The organism is Mesorhizobium sp. B3-1-6, from assembly GCF_006439555.1.
In the GTDB taxonomy this organism is placed as follows: Bacteria; Pseudomonadota; Alphaproteobacteria; order Rhizobiales; family Rhizobiaceae; genus Mesorhizobium.
The window spans coordinates 1-18,358 of sequence record NZ_VFTM01000052.1 but is presented as its reverse complement, the minus strand read 5'-3'; the positions used below and the strand labels follow the sequence as shown (position 1 = coordinate 18,358).

Annotated in this window: 16 protein-coding genes; 6 read left to right on the top strand and 10 right to left on the bottom strand. The window is 64.0% G+C overall.

The features are described from left to right. Positions 1-1,704 carry a potassium-transporting ATPase subunit KdpA gene (kdpA, locus tag FJ414_RS29795; protein ID WP_140647928.1) on the bottom strand — a complete coding sequence of 568 codons (1,704 nt, stop codon included), beginning with the start codon at positions 1,702-1,704 and terminating at the stop codon, positions 1-3. A 21-nt stretch (positions 1,705-1,725) separates the two neighbouring features. Then, the gene (locus tag FJ414_RS29790) at positions 1,726-1,815 is read right to left on the bottom strand and encodes a K(+)-transporting ATPase subunit F (RefSeq protein ID WP_036257910.1); all 90 of its coding nucleotides are present in this window, start codon (positions 1,813-1,815) and stop codon (positions 1,726-1,728) included. A 456-nt stretch (positions 1,816-2,271) separates the two neighbouring features. Here FJ414_RS29790 and FJ414_RS29780 point away from each other — a divergent pair, with 456 nt between their 5' ends. Continuing rightward, a complete protein-coding gene (locus FJ414_RS29780; protein ID WP_140647926.1) occupies positions 2,272-2,547 on the top strand; it encodes a hypothetical protein in 276 nt (91 codons plus the stop codon). Positions 2,548-2,554: 7 nt separating this feature from the next. Here FJ414_RS29780 and FJ414_RS29775 read toward each other — a convergent pair whose 3' ends face one another. From FJ414_RS29775 to FJ414_RS29750, 5 genes are all read right to left on the bottom strand, one after another. After that, positions 2,555-3,991: an amidase gene (locus FJ414_RS29775; RefSeq protein WP_140647925.1), complete on the bottom strand. Its 1,437-nt coding sequence runs from the start codon at positions 3,989-3,991 to the stop codon at positions 2,555-2,557. A 181-nt stretch (positions 3,992-4,172) separates the two neighbouring features. Further along, on the bottom strand, positions 4,173-5,264 hold the full coding sequence (locus tag FJ414_RS29770) for a Gfo/Idh/MocA family oxidoreductase (RefSeq protein ID WP_140647924.1): 1,092 nt from the start codon (positions 5,262-5,264) through the stop codon (positions 4,173-4,175). Positions 5,265-5,583: 319 nt separating this feature from the next. Then, positions 5,584-6,756: an ABC transporter substrate-binding protein gene (locus FJ414_RS29760; RefSeq protein WP_140647923.1), complete on the bottom strand. Its 1,173-nt coding sequence runs from the start codon at positions 6,754-6,756 to the stop codon at positions 5,584-5,586. 65 nt (positions 6,757-6,821) lie between these two features. Next, a complete protein-coding gene (locus FJ414_RS29755) occupies positions 6,822-7,682 on the bottom strand; it encodes an ABC transporter permease (protein WP_140647922.1) in 861 nt (286 codons plus the stop codon). Continuing rightward, positions 7,679-8,506 (bottom strand): ABC transporter ATP-binding protein, encoded by an 828-nt coding sequence (locus FJ414_RS29750; protein ID WP_140647921.1) that lies wholly within the window; start codon positions 8,504-8,506, stop codon positions 7,679-7,681. Before FJ414_RS29750 ends, FJ414_RS29755 begins: the two co-directional genes overlap by 4 nt. A gap of 277 nt (positions 8,507-8,783) precedes the next feature. Between FJ414_RS29750 and FJ414_RS29745 the strand changes: the two genes are divergently transcribed. Together FJ414_RS29745 and FJ414_RS29740 are read left to right on the top strand one after the other, a co-directional pair. Beyond that, on the top strand, positions 8,784-9,731 hold the full coding sequence (locus FJ414_RS29745) for a MurR/RpiR family transcriptional regulator (protein WP_140647920.1): 948 nt from the start codon (positions 8,784-8,786) through the stop codon (positions 9,729-9,731). A 97-nt stretch (positions 9,732-9,828) separates the two neighbouring features. Next, positions 9,829-11,616, top strand: coding sequence for an NAD(P)/FAD-dependent oxidoreductase (locus FJ414_RS29740; protein ID WP_140647919.1), 1,788 nt, complete (start codon positions 9,829-9,831; stop codon positions 11,614-11,616). A gap of 214 nt (positions 11,617-11,830) precedes the next feature. Here FJ414_RS29740 and FJ414_RS29735 read toward each other — a convergent pair whose 3' ends face one another. After that, the gene (locus FJ414_RS29735) at positions 11,831-13,054 is read right to left on the bottom strand and encodes an amidohydrolase/deacetylase family metallohydrolase (RefSeq protein WP_140647918.1); all 1,224 of its coding nucleotides are present in this window, start codon (positions 13,052-13,054) and stop codon (positions 11,831-11,833) included. A gap of 31 nt (positions 13,055-13,085) precedes the next feature. Then, positions 13,086-13,451: a RidA family protein gene (locus tag FJ414_RS29730; protein ID WP_140647917.1), complete on the bottom strand. Its 366-nt coding sequence runs from the start codon at positions 13,449-13,451 to the stop codon at positions 13,086-13,088. A gap of 273 nt (positions 13,452-13,724) precedes the next feature. Between FJ414_RS29730 and FJ414_RS29725 the strand changes: the two genes are divergently transcribed. Continuing rightward, positions 13,725-14,210, top strand: a complete 486-nt coding sequence (locus tag FJ414_RS29725; protein WP_140647916.1) for a hypothetical protein — start codon at positions 13,725-13,727, stop codon at positions 14,208-14,210. Positions 14,211-14,840: 630 nt separating this feature from the next. On the opposite strand, the gene FJ414_RS29715 is transcribed toward FJ414_RS29725, so the two are convergent. After that, the gene (locus FJ414_RS29715; protein WP_140647915.1) at positions 14,841-15,095 is read right to left on the bottom strand and encodes a hypothetical protein; all 255 of its coding nucleotides are present in this window, start codon (positions 15,093-15,095) and stop codon (positions 14,841-14,843) included. A 234-nt stretch (positions 15,096-15,329) separates the two neighbouring features. On the opposite strand from FJ414_RS29715, the gene FJ414_RS29710 reads away from it, so the two are divergent. Continuing rightward, positions 15,330-16,823: an ATP-binding protein gene (locus FJ414_RS29710; protein WP_140647914.1), complete on the top strand. Its 1,494-nt coding sequence runs from the start codon at positions 15,330-15,332 to the stop codon at positions 16,821-16,823. 624 nt (positions 16,824-17,447) lie between these two features. Beyond that, positions 17,448-18,358, top strand: a 911-nt coding sequence (locus tag FJ414_RS29705) for a VCBS domain-containing protein (RefSeq protein ID WP_210239687.1), incomplete at its 3' end; no start/stop codon positions are given.

The window sequence follows — 18,358 nt, the reverse complement described above, 5'->3', positions numbered from 1 at the left end:
TCAGAAGGTCTGTCCATGGATCATCGCCAGATGCTCGACGATCGGACCGACGGCGAGCGACGGGAAGAAGGTGAGGCCGCCGACGATGACGATGACGCCGACCAGCAGGCCGACGAACAGCGTGCCGTCGGTCGGGAAGGTCCCGGCGGAGGCAGGCACGGTCTTCTTGGCGGCCAGCGAGCCGGCGATGGCCAAAGCCGGGATGATGACCAGGAAGCGGCCCATCAGCATGCCGACAGCCATGGTCAGATTATACCAGGGCGTGTTGCCGGAGAGGCCGCCGAAGGCCGAGCCGTTGTTCGCCGCGGCCGAGGTATAGGCATAGAGCACCTCGGTGAAGCCGTGCGGACCGCCATTGGCCATCGAGGCCACCGCGCTCGGCAGGACAACGGCGATGGCCGTGAAGATCAGCATCGCCATCGGCAGGCACAGGATGGCAAGCATGGCCATCTTGACCTCCCTGGCCTCGATCTTCTTGCCGAGATATTCCGGCGTGCGGCCGACCATCAGGCCGGCGACGAAGACGGCGACGACCACGAACATCAGGATGCCGTAGAAGCCGGCGCCGACACCGCCGACGATGACTTCGCCGAGCTGCATGTTGATCAGCGGGATCATGCCGCCGAGCGCTGTGAAACTATCGTGCATGGCGTTGACGGCGCCGCAGGAGGCGGCCGTGGTGATGACCGCGAACAGCGCCGAGGCGGCGATGCCGAAGCGCGTCTCCTTGCCTTCCATGTTGCCGCCGTCGATGCCGAGCGCATGGACCAGCGGGTTGCCGGCGGCCTCGGCCCAGTAGCAGACGGCGACGCCGACGAGGAACAGCACGCCCATCGAGGCGAGGATCGCCCAGCCCTGGCGCTCACTGCCGACCATGCGGCCGAAGACATTGGTGAGGCCGGCGCCGAGCGCGAAGATCGACAGCATCTGGATCAGGTTGGAGATGGCGTCCGGATTCTCGAACGGATGCGCGGCGTTGGCGTTGAAGAAGCCGCCGCCATTGGTGCCGAGCATCTTGATGGCGACTTGCGACGCGACCGGCCCGAGCGCGATCGTTTGCTTGGCGCCTTCCAGCGTGGTGGCATCGACATACGGCCCAAGGGTCTGCGGGATGCCGAGCCACACATAGGCAAGCGTCAGCACGATGCAGAGCGGCAGGAGCACGTAGAGCGTGCAGCGGGTGAGGTCGACCCAGAAATTGCCGATCGACTTGCCGGAGGCGCGGGCGAAGCCGCGAATCAAGGCGATCGCGATGGCAATACCGGTAGCGGCCGAGACGAAGTTCTGGACGGTGAGGCCGGCCATCTGCACGAGATAGGACATCGTGCTTTCGCCGCCGTAGTTCTGCCAGTTGGTGTTGGTGATGAAGCTGGCGGCGGTGTTGAAGGCCAGCTGCGGGTCGACCGCGGTCATGCCCGAGGGATTGTAGGGCAGCACGCCCTGCAGCCGCTGCAGCGCGTAAAGGACCAGCAGACCGGCGAGATTGAAGAGCAGCATGCCCGTCGCGTAGACGGCCCAGTGCTGTTCTTCCCTGTCGCTCGTGCCGGCGAGGCGATAGAGGCCACGCTCAATAGGGACGAGCACCGGCGACAGCAAGGTGGGATCGCCGCTGAAGACGCGGTACATATAGAAGCCGAGCGGCTTCACGAGCAAAAGCAGGATCCCGCAATAGATGAGGATCTGTATCCAGCCATTTATGGTCATGATGGGCTCTCCGCGTGCCGGTCAGAAGCGCTCTGGGCGGATCAGCGCGTAGGTGAGGTAGGCAAGCAGGAACAAGGTCACCGCGCCGCCGAGGATGTAGTCGAAAAGCATGGTACGGCCCTTTCTCAGATTCTCTCGCAGGCTTTGACGTAGGCTAAGGACAGGGCGAAGAATAAAATCCCGATCCCGAGAACTATGAGGTCCATTGCAGGTGTTCCTTGTTTTCCACTTGTGTCCACAGACCGCATAGGCGGGCTGAAAACTGCACGCACGCGCTCGTCACCTTGGCGGCGACGGCGGTTCACAGCGTTTCTTCGAATGGAAATATGGACCCGATCGCCATAAAGGTTCGAGACGGGAGGGATGGGAAAGATATAGGAATTTTATAGGGGTTTTGGCCGACCCGGCGGCAGCTCTTTCCGGCCCTTGGTGGCTCGGAGGCCGCGAATAAAAGCGCGTATATAAAGCGGCGGAGAATCCCCCTCGAATTCATATGAAGCGGGCGTCTATTTAGTCGCGGTGTCACCGCTCGCCCGAATTCCGGCGCGCGCCAAATCGAGCTTCAAAATGCGCTTCGCACCATTCAGGATGGCTCCGCGGCTGGGCCAAAACATCCCAATCGAATATTTCATCCTCGCCGATCCGAGGGACAAGGGAGCGGTCATCGGCCGCCTCGCCGACCACCCGATCCGTGAGACGGTGGTCGACGGCCAAGGTTGCAGCTACCGCTATGTCGGCGTTGCGACGCGCAATCCGGACGGGCGATATGACGTCGAGGCGCTGCGGCCGGGGGAATGGATCGCTCAGCCGGGCCTTCTCTATGCCCTCGAAGCCAAACGGTAAGGATCGCCTACAGCGCCGGCCGCCGATCCTTCCACGGCATCTCCCCTTCCAACTGCGTGGAAAGCGCCAGCACCGCCGCCTCGTCGCCATAGCGGCCAACGAGCTGGACGCCGATCGGCACGCCGCCGGCCGACTGCCCGAGCGGCAGCGAGATCGCCGGCAGGCCGGAGATGTTGAAGGGGAAGTTGAAGACCGCGTCGCCCCATTTGGCGTTGTAGCGATCGAGATCGGTCTCCGACATGTCGTAATAGCCGAGCGGACGCGGCAGTTGCGTCAGCGTCGGGGTGATGAAGATGTCATAGGGGTTGAGGTCGCCGACGATGTCGCGGCCGATCAACCTCAACTGCTCGACATCTGAAATATGCTTGATGCCGCTGGTCGCGCGGCCGCGCTGGATGATCGCCCAGGTCAACGGTTCGACATCGTTCGGCGTGACGGGGCGGCCGACCAGCGTCTCCAGGAAGCCGAAAGTGGCAGCCGTCTGCACGCAGGTCATGTCGGTGTAGATCTTCCAGACGGCATCGGCGTCGAGCGGCATGTCGTGCTCCTCGATGTCGTGGCCGAGACGTTCCAGCGCGGCGACCGTGGAGAGCACGGTTGCCTTGACGTCAGGATCAATCGCCGTGCCGTTGGGCGGCGTGACGGTAAAGCCGACGCGCAGTTTCTTCTGCGCTCGCGCGGAAAGGCTGAGCCAGCTGTCCGCCGGCACCGGCGGCGTGTAGGCGTCGCCGGGCAGGGCGCCGGCCACGGCGTCGAGATAGGCGGCGGTGTCGCGGACCGTTCGCGAGCAGCAGAGGAAATAGGCGCCGCCATACCAATAGTCGCCGAAGGGCGCCAGGCTGACGCGGCCGCGCGACGGCTTCAGGCCGACGATGCCGCAGCAGGAAGCCGGAACGCGGATCGAGCCGGCCCCGTCACTGGCTTCGGCGATCGGGACCATGCGCGAGGCGATCGCGGCAGCAGCGCCGCCGCTCGAGCCGCCCGGCGTGATGCCTTCCTTCCACGGGTTCTTCGTCGTGCCGTAGAGTTTCGGCTCAGTGGTGATCGACCAGCCATTCTCCGGCGCGTTGGATTTCCCGACGAGGATAAGGCCCGTCGCCTTGATGCGTCGCACCACCTCGCTGTCGGAATCGGCGACGAAGTCCTTGAGGTAGCGGCAGGAATTGGTGAGAGGCGCGCCGGTCCAGGACGAGGCGAGCTCCTTGAGCAGATAGGGCACGCCGGCGAAGGGCGCGGTTTTGTCCACCGTCTTCACCTGGTCGCGCGCCATGTCGTAGAGACGATGGACGACGGCATTGAGTTCCGGGTTGAGGCGCTCGATCATGGTGATTGCAGCTTCGACGAGCTCGGCGGGAGAAACCTCGCCGCGCTTCACAAGTCCGGCGAGAGCCAGCGCGTCGGACTGGGTGTAGGTTTCGAGCAAGCTCTTCGAGATCGCGACCATGTGTTTCCTCCCACTTGCAAGTGCTGTCAGCTGAGAACTGACCCGGACTCGCCCTCACCCAGCCTCCGCTTCGCTCGGACCTCTCCCCGCTGGGAGAGGAGATTGTCGGCGTCGGCGTCAACCTCTTCTCCGCGCAGGGGAGAAGGTGGCCGCGAGGCGGCCGGATGAGGGAGCGACGGCTTTAGGCCAGCTCGACGGTGCGCTTTTCCGCGATGCTCTGCTCGGCCGCCAGCACGATGCGCAGGCTGTTCACGGCGGCATCCATCTGTTCGGTCAAATCGAGATCCTCGCGGATGGCGCGCAGGAAGAAGGCCTGCTCTCGGTCGCAAAGCTCCTGATGCCCAGGTTCGTCCTCCATGCTGACGATCTCGTCGGGCTTGGCAAAATTCTTGTCGCCATCGACCTGCGCGTAATGGATCTTCAGCGCGTCGGTCTTGGTGTGGCGGTCGATGTCGGCGGAATCGGAAACCTCCTCGGCGTCCTTGGCGCTGCTGCCCGATTGGCCGGCGACGATCGAGACCGCGCCCTTGGGGCCGACCACGTCCTTCACGAAATAGGCCGTCTCGCTCATCATCGGGCCCCAGCCCGCCTCATACCAGCCGACCGAACCGTCATCGAAGGTGACATGCAAATGGCCGTAATTCTGCTTGTCGGCCTCGGCCCACAGCTTCGCGCCGATGCCGTGCACGCGCACCGGCTTGGCGCCGGTCAGCTGGCACATGACGTCGACATAATGCACGCCGCAGTCGACGATCGGGATCAGCGAATCGATCAGGTTCTTGTGCCAGTGCCAGGCGGTGCCGCTGCTCTGCTGGTTGAGGTTCAGGCGCATCACCAACGGCTTGCCGAGCGTCTTGCCGACCTCGATGAATTTGATCCAGGACGGGTGCACCCGCAGAATGTAGCCGAGCACCAGCTTGCGGTTCTTCGCCCGCGCCGCGGCCACAACCTTCTCGGCGTCCGCGATGTTGGTGGCCAGCGGCTTTTCCATGAACACATGGCAGTTGGCGGCGATCGCCTTCAGCGCGTATTCGGCGTGCGTGTTCGGCCAGCTGTTGATGGAGACCGCGTCCGGCTTGGCCTCCTTCAGCGCCAGGTCGAAATCCTCGTAGAGCGGGTAGCCGGCGAGTTCTTTCGGGATCTTCTTGTTGCTCTTGATGCTGCGGCTCATGATGCCGACGATCTCGAAGCCGTCGGAGCGGTGATAGGCGCTGGCATGCGAGGCGCCCATATTGCCCAGACCAACCACCAGAATTTTAACTTTGTCGGCCATTTCAGCCTCCCTAGTTTCTTGATTCAGTCATGGGCGGCGATCGATCGCCGCTCGTATGCCTATCTGGGACAACCACCTTAGGTCAGCGCCACCGCTCATCACCCGGCCCCTTCCTCTCCCCCGTCGATCGGGGGAGAGGTGTCGAGCAAAGCTCGACGGAGTGGGGGTCGACCTTCGCCGCGCGCCTGGTTTCTTGCGCGCCAGATTGTGCCTGTCTTGCAGCGGCTACGCGTTTGGCGAACGCCTTCCCCCGCTCCGTCGCCGCTTCGCGGCGCCACCTCTCCCCCCTCCGGAGGGAGAGGAAAGGAGCCAGCCCCCCTCACTTCACCGCCGAATCGAACAGGTGCGCCTTGATCTTGTCGACGTCGAGCGCGGCAAAGCCTTCCGACAGCTTCACGCCGTCGGCGTCGGCCTTGACCTTGGCCTTGTCGAAGTCGTTGGCGGCCGGGATCAGGTCGTTGGTGCAGACGTCTTCCGCCTTCACCGGCGCAGTGATCTGGCCGATCTTGAGGATCTCGTCGAAGAAGCCCTGCCAGCTCGCCATGTCGTGCGAGCCCCAGCCGCCACGCTTGTCCATGTCGCCGCGGAAGACGTTGATCTGCTGCAGGATGGATGTGGTGCCGAGCTCGGGGCCGAGGTTCTTGGCCAAGGTCGGGAACTGCTCGAACACGGCCTCGACCGCGGCACGCGGGTTCTGGTAGCCGAATTCGAGACCCATCGCCCAGCCACGCAGGTATTTCTCCAGGAAGGCCTTCTTGTCGGCGTCCTCGAGATCGGCGGCGCGCACGACAAAGGTGTTGGCCGGCAGCTTCGAGTTCTGCACGCCGAGCCAGTATTCGAAGTCGAGGCCCTTTGCGATCCATTCGGCGCGCAGCCCCTCCCAGGAGAGCGCCGCATCGCCCTGGCCGCCGGCAAGCGCGGTGCCCCAGGTCGGCCAGCCGGCCTCGACATATTTCACCTTCTTGATGTCGACGCCTTGGGCCGCAAGCAGCGGATCGACGATCGCCTGCCAGGCGGCGGAGCCGAGCAGGATGGTCTTGCCTTCGAGATCCTTGAGGTTCTTGGTGCCCTGGCCCTTGCGGAAGGCGATGCTGAAGGTGTCGCGCGCGCCCATGTGGAAGACGGACTTCAGCTTCATGCCGTTCTGGATGGCGAAGGAGAAGACGCCGGGCGAGGGGAAGCCCATGTCGGCCTGGCCGACATCGACGAACTTCACCGTCGCGGTGCCATCCGACGGGCCCGGCTGCATGTCGGTGGCGAGGTCGCCGAAATAGCCGGCCTTCTTGGCCGACCAGTAGGGATAGTCGTCCAGCACCTCGAGCGTGCCGCGCGGCGAGATCCAGGTGAATTTCTCATAAGCCGCCGCCCTGGCCCTCAGGCCAGACGCGCCGAGCGCGGTGGCGGTCACGGCGCCGGCCGCCGTCACCTGCAGGAAATAGCGGCGGCTGATGCCGGCTCTTGTCGCTGTGTCGAATGAGCTTTCGTTGGTCATGGCATTCCCCTTTTTGTTGATCGCTTGCCTTCGCCCGCCTCCCGGGCGACCTCGTCCTTTCGCGCTTATGTTTCCCAGCTCGCCCATTTCTTGCCGATCAGGAAGAACAGCACGTAGATCAGGATGCCGAGCGTCGACAGGATCAGCACCACCGCGAAGAATTGCGGCATCTGGATCATCGACGAATAGGAGGTCAGCCGGTTGCCGAGGCCGAAGCCGCCGCCGACCATCTCGGCGCCGACGGCGGTGAGCAGCCCGAAGATCGCGCCGATCATCAGCCCGACCAGGATCATCGGCAGCGCCATCGGCGCGCGGATCTTCCAGAAGATCTGCAGTGTGCTGGCGCCATAGGAGCGGGCCAAAGCGATCTTGGCGCTGTCGACGCGGCGGAAGCCGGTCGCGGCGTTGATCATCACCATCGGGCCGGCGGCCAAGGCCACGGCGATGATGCGCGGCGTATAGCCGAAGCCGAAGCGCAAGATGAGCAGCGGCACCAGCGCCAACATCGGCGTGGTGACGAGGATGAGGATGTAGGGCGCGACGATTTTTTCGACGAAGGGAAACTGGGTGATCACCGCCGCCATCACCAGGCCGACTATGGCGCCGATGGCGAAGCCCGAGACGAGCTCGACCAGCGTGTAGCCGAGATGCGGCGCGATCAGCGGGAACTCGTCGAACAAGGCGTAGGCGATCGAGCTCGGCGGCGGCATAATATATTGCGGCACGTGGAAGATGCGCAGTACGAGCTCTATGCCGCCGACGATCACCACCGCGACGGCGAGGATCGCCGCCACTTCGGCGCCGGACTTGATGCCGGGGCCGCTGGCGAAGGCCGAAAGATTGGTCAGGCTGACATCCTGGCCATCTCCCGATTTGGCGCCGGATTTGGCCTTCGAGAATTCCGGAATGGCGTCGCCCCCGCTCACGGCCTGATCCTCACGATTTCGGCCGACGGCCGCTCCGGCGTGCTCGGCCGGACGCGCTCGCCGACAATGTCCATCTTGATCTTGTTGGTGAGATCGAAAACCTCCTTCGTCGCCATGATTTCCAGCGAGCGCGGCCGCGGGAACGGCACGTCGTAGACCTTGGCGACGCGGCCGGGCCGCGTCGTCAGCACCACCACGCGGTCGGAAAGGAAGATCGCTTCCTCGATGCTGTGGGTGATGAAGACGATGGTGGTCTTGGTGTCGAGCCAGATCTCCTCGACGAGGCGGTTCATCTCCTCGCGGGTGAAACTGTCGAGCGCGCCGAAAGGCTCATCCATCAGCAGCACCGAGGGTTTCAGCGCCAGCGCGCGCACGATCGCCGCGCGCTGCTGCATGCCGCCGGAAAGCTCGCGCGGGAACTTGCCGCCGAAGCCGTCGAGCCCGACGCGGTTCAACAGATGCGCGATCCAGGCGCGATCGGGTTTCTCGCCCTTGATCTCGAAAGGGAAGTTGATGTTGGCGTCGAGATTGCGCCAGGGCAGGAGGTTCGCTTCCTGGAAGACGATGCCGATCTCGGGCCGCGGGCCGGTGATCTCCTTGCCGTCGAGCAGGATCGCGCCCGCGGTCAGGCGATGCAGGCCCGACATCGACCACAACAACGTGGTCTTGCCGCAGCCGGAGGGGCCGACGATGGATACGATCTCGTTCGGTCGCACATCCAGGCTGCAGCGATCCAGCGCCAGAAGATCGCCGGAGGCCGTTTGATAGACCTTGGTCGCTGCCTGCACGCCGAGCTTCGGCGTTGTTGCGCTTGCCGTATTCATGCTCCCCCTCGGAGACTGCGCGATGCGTTGCCGGAGGCCCCATCTGTCCGCGAAATCAGTCTGTAACTATCCTACTTTACTGTCAAGCGGCGACAGATGGCGGATGCAATCAGGTTCAATCAGATTTTGCCTAACTGTATGGTTTTCATAAATTTTATGATCCCTTGCCGTGTGTGTTACTTTCCTACATACTCCGTCTCGGTTGATTGCCTATGGCCAGCGGGCGGATAATCGCGAAGATGATAGTTCCAGAAGCGGGCTGGGGAGGACTTGGCGAATGACCGAAGCTGACAGCCAGGCGTTGCGAGCGACCGACGAGGACGACGAGCGGCACGACCATCTCCGGCGCATTCCCGATATCATCTCGCAGGTGAAGGACAGCTATGCGGAATTGCGGCCGGCAGAGCGCCGCGTCGCCGACGTCGTGCTCGACGACGTCAAATATGCGGTCGACGCTTCCAACGCCGCGCTTGCCCAGCGCGCCGGGGTCAGCGAGCCGACGGTCACCCGCTTCTGCCGCGCCATCGGCTGCGATGGCGTGCGCGATTTCAAGCTGAAGCTGGCGCAGAGCCTTGTCGTCGGCGCGCTCTATCTCGCCACCAAGCCGCAACCTGCGAACGGCGACAGCGGCATGCCGTTCTGGAACGCGGTGTTCGGCGAGGCGCGGCGCGCGCTGCAGGAGGCGGAGCGGCAGATCGATCCGGGACAGTTGCAAAAGGCCGCGGAACTGATCGCCAAGGCGCGGCAGGTGACGGTGTTCGGCCTCGGCGGCAGTTCGTCGGCGCTGGCGCAGGAGACGCAATACCGCCTGTTCCGCTACGGCATCACCATCAGCGCGCAATGCGATCCGTATTTGATGCGCATGACCGCCTCGACATTGAAGCCGGGCGATCTGGTGATCGCGATTTCGGCAACGGGGCGCACGCGCGAGGTGATCGAAGCGGTGGAGCTCGCCAAGCATTACCGCGCCAACGCGATCTGCGTGACGGCGCCGGATACCGAATTGACGCGCGTCTGCGATGTGCGGCTGACGATGGCTGTTCCCGAATATCCCGACACGCTGAAGCCGACGGCGTCGCGCTATGCTTTCCTGGCTGCCATCGATTTGCTGGCGGTGGCGACCGCCTACAGGATCGACGGCCCGGCGCGCGAAACGGTGCGCCGCATCAAATACAACGCCCAGATCCACCGGACCGGCAAGGAGATGGAGCCGCTGGGGGATTGAGGCAGCCGATATTCAGGCGAGGCCGGCCTCAAGGCGAGTTTCGACAAGGTCGACAGGTGGCCGTGTCGTTCGAATATATTCGGAGGGAAGGACAAAAATGCTCGACATCGCACCATCGCAACAGGCGGCAACCTGGCTCGGCGCTTTCGGCCGGGCGCTCGAGGCTGGCGACATCGACGCTGCGATCGGTCTTTTCGCGGAGGATTGCTACTGGCGCGATCTTTTGACTTTCACATGGAACATCAAAACCATGGAGGGGGAGGCCGCGATCCGCGAGATGCTGAAGGCCACGCTCGACTTGGCGCAGCCGTCGCACTGGCGGCTGACCGGAGAGCCAGGCGTCGACGATGGCATCGTCGAAGCCTGGTTCAGCTTCGAGACGACGGTGGCGCGCGGCGAGGGGATTCTGCGGCTCAAGGACGGCCGCTGCCGCACGCTGTTCACGGCGATGAGCGAGCTCAAGGGTTTCGAAGAGCGGAAAGGCCCGGCCCGGCCGCTCGGCATCCGTCACAAGGCCGACCCCAAGCGCGAAACCTGGGCGGAAGCCAGGGCGCGCGAGGCGCGCGACCTCGGCGTGCACGAGCAGCCCTATTGCCTGGTGATCGGCGGCGGGCAGGGCGGCATCATGCTGGGCGCCCGGCTGCGGCAACTGGGCGTTCCGACCCTTGTCATCGAGAAGAACGCACGCGCCGGCGACTCCTGGCGCAACCGCTATCGCTCGCTCGTGCTGCACGACCCGGTCTGGTACGACCATCTGCCCTATGTTCCGTTCCCGGAAAACTGGCCGGTCTTCACGCCCAAGGACAAGATGGGCGACTGGCTGGAGATGTATACCCGCGTCATGGAGCTGAACTACTGGGTGGCCACCAAATGTATCAGCGCCGCCTATGACGAGGCCGAAAAGGTGTGGACGGTGGTGGTCGACCGCGTCGGCCAGCGCGTCACGCTGAAGCCGAAACACATCGTCTTCGCCACCGGCGCCTATGGTCCGCCGCGGCCGATCGAATTGCCGGGCACGGACAGCTTCAAGGGTGAGCTTTTGCATTCCAGCCAGTATTCCACCGGCGAGAAATTCCGCGGCAAGCGCGTCGCGGTGATCGGCGCTGCAAGTTCGGGGCACGATGTCAGCGTCGATCTCTGGGAAGCGGGCGCCAAGGTCACCATGGTCCAGCGTTCGCCGACGACCGTGGTGAAATCCGACACGCTGATGGATGTCGGCTTCGAGATCTTTTCGGAAAAGGCGCTGGCCCGCGGCATCACCACCGACAAGGCCGACATGATCGTGGCCTCGACGCCCTTCGCGCTGGTGCCGAAGGGCCAGCGCGCGCTCTATGACGCGATCCGGGCGCGCGACGCGGATTTCTACAAACGCCTCAGCGACAGCGGCTTCGCCATCGATTTCGGCGAGGACGAGACCGGGCTGCTGATGAAGGCCTACCGCACAGGCTCCGGCTATTACATCGATGTCGGCGCCTGCGAGCTGATCCTGAAGGGCGAGATCAAGGTCAAGAGCCGCGTCGGCATCAAGACGCTGACGCCGTCCGGCATCCTGTTCGAGGACGGCAGCGAGCTTACCGTCGACGCCATCGTCTGCTGCACCGGCTACCAGTCGATGAACGAGACGGTTGCGGGGATCGTCTCGCGCGAGGTCGCCGACAAGGTCGGCCCGTGCTGGGGGCTGGGCTCCGGCGTCAAGGGCGATCCGGGTCCGTGGCAGGGCGAATTGCGCAACATGTGGAAGCCGACGGCGCAGGAAGCGCTGTGGTTCCACGGCGGCAACCTGGCGCTGTCGCGCTTCTATTCGAAATATGTGGCGCTGCAGCTCAAGGCGCGGATGGAAGGGATTGCGACGCCGGTTTATGGCGAGCCGAGCAACGCGAGGTAAGGTCGACCCCCACTCCGTCGAGCTTCGCTCGACACCTCTCCCCCGATCGACGGGGGAGAGGAAGGCGCGCGCTTATTCCAGCTGGCTCCCTTCCTCTCCCTCCGGAGGGGGAGAGGTGGCGCTGCGAAGCAGCGACGGATTGGGGGAAGGCGCTGTTCAACGCGAAGCCGCCGAAACCTGCCGGGCATCTCCCCCCACGGGGGAGATCAGCCAGTCACCGCCCAAAATGCCTCGCCGCCACATCCACATGCGTGTGGCGCGCAGGCGCCTCGAAGCGCTCGGTCTCATTGTGGTCGGGCGCCTCGTTCGGCCACCATTTGCCGCCGATGGCGATGCCGTTGGAGACCAGACGCTGGTCCGCGACCAGTGACGCGCCGACAGCGTCGACGAAGGTGAAGCGGCCCTGCTGCAACTTCAGCACCGCGACATCGCCGATGCCGCCGACCTTCAGTGCACCGAGCTCCGGCCGGGCAATCGCCTGAGCGGGATTCATGGTCGCCGCGCGCAACACTTCGACCAGCGGCATGCCGAGCGCCATCAGCTTCGACATGCAGACCAGCATGTCGAAGGCCGGGCCGTCGACGCAGTAGAGATGCACGTCGCTCGAAATCACGTCTGGAGCCAGGCCTTCGGCCAGCATCGCCTTGGCGACCTCGAAGTCGAAGGAGCCCATGCCGTGGCCGATGTCGAAGATGACGCCGCGCTCGCGGGCGAGGCGCATGTCCGGCCGCACCGCGCCGGAGGCAAAGACCGGCGCGTTGGGGAAGGGGCGGAAGCAATGGGTGAGGATGTCGCCGCGGCGCAGCCTGGGCAGCACTTCCGAGCGTCCCGGCGGCGGCTCGTCGATATGCGCCATCAGCGGCAGGCCGGCCTTGTCGGCGGCCTCCAACGCCAGGTCCACCGGAGCGATGCCGCTCGAACCGCCGGCATGCTTGCCGGAACGCACCTTGACGCCGACGACCACGTCGGCGTGCTCGCGTACCGCGGCAACCGTCTCGCGCGGCTCGCAAAGCCTGAGGTCGCTGCATTCGCCGACAGACACGGTGTTCGAGAATCCGAAGATGCCGGCGAAGGAGATGTTGACGTAAGCGAGGATGCGGACCTTCGAGCGCTCGATGACATGGCGGCGAAAGCCGAGGAAATTGCCGGCACCGGCGCTGCCGGCGTCGATGAAGGTGGTGGTGCCGCTCTTGGCGGCGAGTCGGTCGGCATCGACGCCGAGCGAGGTTCCGCCCCAATAGACGTGGCTGTGCAGATCGACGAGGCCGGGCGCGACGATACAATCCCTGGCGTCGACCACCTGCGTGGCATGTTCGGCATCGATGGCGGCCTCGATTGCCGCAACACGCCCATCGGCGATGGCGACGTCGCGCTGCGCGTCCAGGCCCGATGCGGGATCGATGACGCGCCCGCCCTTTATCAGGAGATCGAACTGCATCGGTGCACTCCCTGCTGCTGCGTGTTCGCGATCAGAGCGGCCGGTAGGCGACCGCCTCGACCTCGATCTTGATGTCGATCATCAGGCGGGATTCGACGGTGGTGCGCGCCGGCGGATCCTGCGGGAAATGCTTTGCATAAACGGTGTTGAACGTGCCGAAATCGCGCGCATCCTCCAGCCAGACGGTGGTCTTCACCACATCGTCCATGGTGCAGCCGGCGAGCGCCAGCGCCGCCTTGACGTTCTGCAGCACCTGCTCGGTCTGTTCGGCGATGCCGCCCTTGACCACGAGCCCGTCGCTGCCCACCGGCACCTGGCCGGAGACATAGACGAAATCGCCGGCGCGCACGGCGGGCGAGAGCGGAACATGCGATTTTCCAAAGCATTGCTTGGGCAAGTGAGCCTCCTCCTGGCGATCGAGCGGGACCGTTCACATAGCCGTCTACGCTCGTCGGCACGATCCTCCTAGAGGCAATGTCGGAAAGCAACATTTTTTCGAAACTCATGTTGCTTTATTACAGAAGCCTGAGCATCTTGCGCTCGACGCCGCTGCGGCACCAGGTGGGGCGACCCGCCGGCGGCCGGCGCGCTCTATTTTTTTTTACGCAATTCCGGACGGAAAACCGCTACGCACTTTTCCTGGAATTGCTTGCGAGAGGAGAGATCCAGCATGACCTTAGACAAGAATCCGTTTCCGGAGGGCGATGCCGACCGCCACGCGCTTTGGGAAATGCTGGTGCGGCGCGATATCGATGCTTTCCTCGGTCAGGACTGGTCGATGGTCGAGGACGATTTCATCGCCGAAAGCTTCTTCGGCATGCACGCGCATTTCCTCAACAATGCCGATGCCTGGAGGCTGCAATTCCCGAGGCTGGAGGTCTATCGCGACGAATGGCTGCGGCAGGCCAAGGAAACCGCGGCGACGAAATTCGCCGAACCGCTGCGCGAGGCGCTGTTCCGCGTCACCAACATGCGCGACATCGATGTCGATGGCGACCGGGCGGTGCTGCACAAGAAGTTCGACGGCTCGGTCGCCAAGGCCGACGGCGGCGTCGACCGGCTCAAATGGCAGACGCTCTATTTCTGCCGCAAGGTCGGCGGACGCTGGAAGATCGCCGGTTTTGTCGGCTATATGCCGCATCCGCTGGGAAGCTAGCGGCCCGTCGGACGGCGCCGGCGTTGGTAAAATCGACCATTGTGGAGATTAGCCGAAGCGCCGGTCAGTTCGTCATCCTAGGGCGGAACGGCCGCGCAGACCCGAGGATCCTATGCCGTGACCTTCGAGGCGTCGCGGCGGTGAAGGCTTTGGCACCGCAGCGCCTGCGTATGCATCCTCTTTTTCTGGACCGCGGCATTCTTCGGCACGCGTAACGGCATGGATTTCTAGGGTCTGCGCGCGTCGCTTCGCTCCTTGCTCCGCCCTAGAATGACGAAGCCGCGTAAGCGTTCGGCATCGCTAATGATCCTTTGGCGCCTTGCCTCGAACTCAGCTTTCTTGGTTGCAGAAGCCTCGGTCTGGTTGAGCGCCTGCCATTCCGCATAAGTCGTGGCATGCTTCGGAGGTTGGCGTAAATCGCCTCTCCTTCGTCATCCACGGGCGGAGCAAGGAGCGAAGCGACGCGCGCAGACCCGAGGATCCATTCCGTAACTTCGAGGCGTCGCAGCGGTGCAGGCTTTGGCACCGCAGGCATTCTTCGGCAGGCTCAATGGCACAGGATCCTTGGGTCTTCGCTCCCGCTTCGCGTCGCTACGCACCAAGATGACGACGTTGGGGCCAATCGGCAGCCTATGATAGAAGCGGCGATCGTTCGTCCGGGGAGCGGTGGTCGAAGACGACGCCCATGGTCTTACCAACGGCAGCCATGACGATCAGTTCGATCAGATGGTCGTCACTGTCCTGGCAGGCCGGGTCGGATCGGCGGATGACGTCGAGCATCGCCCGGGTCGAGACGGTGTCGCCGGCGCGAAATTTCGAAAGAGCAGACGAAACAAGGTCTTGCACCGTCGGATCCATGACGGGTACTTCCGCAGCGACGTTCATTGGCCTCCTCCTGCCATGAACCCTCCCAGAAAAAGATGATACGCCAATGGTTGGATTGCGCCAGTGAAATGGTGGTCCGACCAGTGTGGCTGGCGACAGCCTGCCGCCATTCGCGCCAGGGACGGGCCCGCCCTTAGGTGTGGAACACCGAGCCGACGGCTGCGACCCATGCTCGACGCACCGCGCTCAGGTTGGTAAGCCCGTCGCGCGCAGGGAGACGATCCGAGTCGAGACATGACCGTTGCAATCGAAATGGGGCAGACGACGGCGGGCGCGCCGGCGGCCCTCGACCTAGAGGAGTTGTTGGCGACCCGCCTGCTGGTGCAGGGCAATTCGGGCTCCGGCAAGTCGCATCTGCTGCGCCGGTTGCTCGAACAGAGCGCGCCCTGGGTGCAGCAGACGATCATCGATCCCGAAGGCGACTTCGTGTCTCTGGGCGAACGCTATGGCCATCTGGTGATCGACGCGGAGGAGCATACCGAGCGCGGCCTGCAGGCGGCGGGCGAGCGGGCGCGCATCCATCGCGTCTCGACGGTGCTCAACCTCGAAGGGCTCGATGCCGAGAATCAGATGCGGCGTGCCGCGGCATTCTTGGGCGGGCTGTTCGAGGTCGCGCGCGACCATTGGTATCCGATGCTCGTGGTCGTCGACGAGGCGCAGCTCTTCGCGCCCGCCGCTGCCGGCGAGGTTTCGGACGAGGCGCGCAAGCTCTCGCTGGGCGCCATGACCAATCTGATGTGTCGCGGCCGCAAGCGCGGGCTTGCCGGCATCATCGCCACGCAGCGGCTGGCGAAGCTCGCCAAGAACGTCGCGGCGGAGGCCTCCAACTTTCTGATGGGGCGCACCTTCCTCGACATCGACATGGCGCGCGCCGCCGACCTGCTCGGCATGGAGCGGCGCCAGGCCGAAGCTTTCCGCGACCTGGAGCGCGGGCATTTCATGGCGCTCGGTCCGGCCTTGTCGCGCCGTCCGCTCAGCGTGCGCATCGGCCAGACCGAAACCAGCCCGCGCAACGGCACGCCGCGGCTGATGCCGCTGCCGGAAGCGATGCTGGAAGATGCGCGCTCGATCATCCTCGCGGCGCCGCCGCCGGAGACGGTCAGGGCGCAACGGCGGCCTTCGCCCGACCTGCTCGACCAGCTGATGGCGGCCAAGGCCGCGCCGCTGGACATCCGCCCCGAGCCGGCGGAACCGCAGCCCAGCGCCGAGGACCTCGCCGAGCGGCGCGAGCGGATGGACCGCATCCTGCGCGCCATCCTGGCCGAGCCGGATGCCGGGTTCCGCGTCATCGGCGTGCTCTACCAGGAGTTCGTCGTTCGCTGCCGCATCGAGGGGCTCGCGTCGGTCGTGCCTGACCTTTCGGAATTCCGCCGCATGCTGACGCGGGCGCGTGCGGGCGTCGGCTCCGACATGGCCGAGGACGACGCCTGGCGCGACGTTTCCGTGCGCGCTTCGCTGCTGCCCGAGGATATGCAGGGCGTGTTCATGATGATCGCCCGCGCCGCCAAGGAAGGCTGGCCATGTCCGAGCGACGCGGCGATCGCGCGTGCCTATGGCTCGCATTCGCTGCGCCGCGCGCGCCGGCTGCTCGACTATATCGAGGAGCAAGGCCTCATCGTCTGCCAGGTCGACGGCGTGGGCCGGCGCACGGTGACGCTGGTCGAACTCGCCTGGGCGACCGCGCCGGGCGACCCGAATGCCGCCGAGCAAGCCAGTCTGGCTGGCTGACATCGGAAGACGCTGGCGACCTGGCTCTGGCGGCCTTTGCGCCATTGGTTGACGGCCGCCCTCTTTGTCGGTTGCACGCAGCGCTACATGTTCCGATAAAATTTCCAACAGAAATGCCAGCGACCGAGCGATGGCGAAGTCAACGCTGCGCCATCAAATCACGCTGCGCCGAAACGGACTGGGCCGCGCACTTTAAGTCTTTGTTTTGATGCATATCATTCCCTCCAAATCGCAGCTCACTTTGGGAGACACAGGCATCAATCGATGGGGTGGCAGATTTGTTAAATGTCTAATGAATCGTTAACGTTACGCGGCAATATATATTCCGTTATGGTTTCCAAATCGTAAAAAGCTAATATACCTGAATATAGGTATGCTTGTCCCGCGATTGCGGCGACCGAGGGGGGCACGCCAGCTAGGAATGTTGGGTGCGAGCGTGCAAGCGCTCTGGGGTGGGGTTTTGTCTCTCGGCGAGAGAAGTCTTTACGTTCAATCAGAGTGGCTTGGTCCTGACCAACCGCCGCAGGCGGAAGCATCCGCTTGCGTCGTCTGCACCAGGATCAGCAGTAACCGTTGGGGCGAACACTTCCATTGTTCGCAAGGGATCACAGGGGGAAATTGGCAATGGCGACCACAACAGTTTCGGGCTCGACCGTCACGTTTTCGAATTCGGGCGCGGCAGCCGATCTGACTCAATCCGGCACAGAGGACGGCAGCCTTCAGTTCACGTTCGACGTGCTTGCGGCAAGCGGTGGCGGGACCAAGACGACGATCTATTCGGTGGATGACGGCACCAAGAACGACGACGGAGGGGCCAGCATCACAGTCACCAACAAGGCCTTCGCCGATTATAACAAGGATCTCCTGATACAGGATCAAGCGGGAATTCAATTCGCCGAAACCAGCGCAAATGGCGCGAAATTCTGGATCGGAAGTGACAACAAGATTCATTACGACGCGACCGCTGTAGCCCCCCTGATCAACGCGCTCGGTGCTGGAGAGCACTTTACGGACACGATCCAATACACGATCAAGATGTCGAACGGCACGCTCAGCGTGGGTACGCTGTCGGTGGTGATCAATGGTGTGAACGACGCGGCGGTGATCACCGTCGCGGCCGGCGATCACGATGCCACCACGCTTAACGAAACAAACGCCCCTTTGTCGACAAACGGCACGCTGACCGTCAGCGACGTCGATATCCATGATACGGTCACTGCCTCGGTGACAGGAGTGACCCTGGACGGGGCTACCGGTTCCCTTCAGGCTGCCAACGTCGTGAGCATGCTGTCGCTGGGCGGCAATCCCGTCATCGACAACAGCCATACATCGGGCGCGATCAACTGGTCGTTCAACTCCACGCCACAAGCTTTCGACTATCTCGCGGCGGGCGAGCATCTCACGCTGACCTATACGATCAAGGCAGACGACGGCCACGGCGGCACGACCACGCATGACGTGACGATCACCATCGACGGGACCAACGACGCGGCGGTGATCAGCGGCGACACCGGCGGCGGCGTTGTGGAGGCTGG

Bases quoted from the DNA above. Each gene is read 5' to 3' on its own strand.
- FJ414_RS29760 (WP_140647923.1), bottom strand. From the start codon at position 6,756: ATGACCAACGAAAGCTCATTCGACACAGCGACAAGAGCCGGCATCAGC.
- FJ414_RS29710 (WP_140647914.1), top strand. From the start codon at position 15,330: ATGACCGTTGCAATCGAAATGGGGCAGACGACGGCGGGCGCGCCGGCG.
- FJ414_RS29750 (WP_140647921.1), bottom strand. From the start codon at position 8,506: ATGAATACGGCAAGCGCAACAACGCCGAAGCTCGGCGTGCAGGCAGCG.
- FJ414_RS29775 (WP_140647925.1), bottom strand. From the start codon at position 3,991: ATGGTCGCGATCTCGAAGAGCTTGCTCGAAACCTACACCCAGTCCGAC.
- FJ414_RS29790 (WP_036257910.1), bottom strand. From the start codon at position 1,815: ATGCTTTTCGACTACATCCTCGGCGGCGCGGTGACCTTGTTCCTGCTT.
- FJ414_RS29735 (WP_140647918.1), bottom strand. From the start codon at position 13,054: ATGCAGTTCGATCTCCTGATAAAGGGCGGGCGCGTCATCGATCCCGCA.
- FJ414_RS29715 (WP_140647915.1), bottom strand. From the start codon at position 15,095: ATGAACGTCGCTGCGGAAGTACCCGTCATGGATCCGACGGTGCAAGAC.
- FJ414_RS29770 (WP_140647924.1), bottom strand. From the start codon at position 5,264: ATGGCCGACAAAGTTAAAATTCTGGTGGTTGGTCTGGGCAATATGGGC.
- FJ414_RS29740 (WP_140647919.1), top strand. From the start codon at position 9,829: ATGCTCGACATCGCACCATCGCAACAGGCGGCAACCTGGCTCGGCGCT.
- FJ414_RS29725 (WP_140647916.1), top strand. From the start codon at position 13,725: ATGACCTTAGACAAGAATCCGTTTCCGGAGGGCGATGCCGACCGCCAC.
- FJ414_RS29780 (WP_140647926.1), top strand. From the start codon at position 2,272: ATGCGCTTCGCACCATTCAGGATGGCTCCGCGGCTGGGCCAAAACATC.
- kdpA (WP_140647928.1), bottom strand. From the start codon at position 1,704: ATGACCATAAATGGCTGGATACAGATCCTCATCTATTGCGGGATCCTG.
- FJ414_RS29745 (WP_140647920.1), top strand. From the start codon at position 8,784: ATGACCGAAGCTGACAGCCAGGCGTTGCGAGCGACCGACGAGGACGAC.